A 582-nucleotide genomic window follows, 5' to 3' on the forward strand; every position below is an offset into this window, starting at 1 on the left:
GCTGTGGAGCGAGATCACCCACGGCAAGCTGCCCGGCACCCTGGCCGACGTGTGGGCCCAGGAGCGGCCGCTGCTGATGCCCGTGCCTCGTCCCTTCGACGGCTTCGTCGAGCACACCAAGCGCGTCTCACCCACCTGCCTGGTGCACTTCGAGCGCAACCGCTACAGCGTGCCCGCGTCGTATGCGAACCGACCGGTGAGCCTGCGGGTCTACGCAGACCGCCTGGTCGTGGCTGCCGAGGGGCAGCTCCTGTGCGAGCACACGCGGATCATCGACCGCCGTCACGACACGGCCGGCCAGACCGTCTACGACTGGCGTCACTACCTGGCGGTGCTGCAGCGCAAGCCCGGGGCGTTGAGGAACGGTGCGCCCTTCAGTGAGCTCCCGCAGGGCTTCAGACGGTTGCAGGCCGTCCTGCTCAAGCAGCCTGGCGGGGACAGGGAGATGGTGGAGATCCTGGCACTCGTCCTTCACCACGACGAGCAGGCCGTGCTGACCGCGGTCGAGCTGGCCCTGGAGGCTGGCGTAGCCAGCAAGACGCATGTGCTCAACGTCCTGCACCGGCTGCTGGACGGCAAGCC

Annotated in this window: 1 protein-coding gene; it reads left to right on the plus strand. The window is 68.7% G+C overall.

Translation table 11 applies throughout. The features are described from left to right. Nucleotides 1-582, plus strand: a 582-nt coding sequence (locus AC3A6J_RS28005) for a Mu transposase domain-containing protein (protein WP_487863272.1), incomplete at both ends; no start/stop codon positions are given.

The sequence above is a fragment of the Variovorax sp. Soil_C_39 genome (assembly GCF_057656815.1).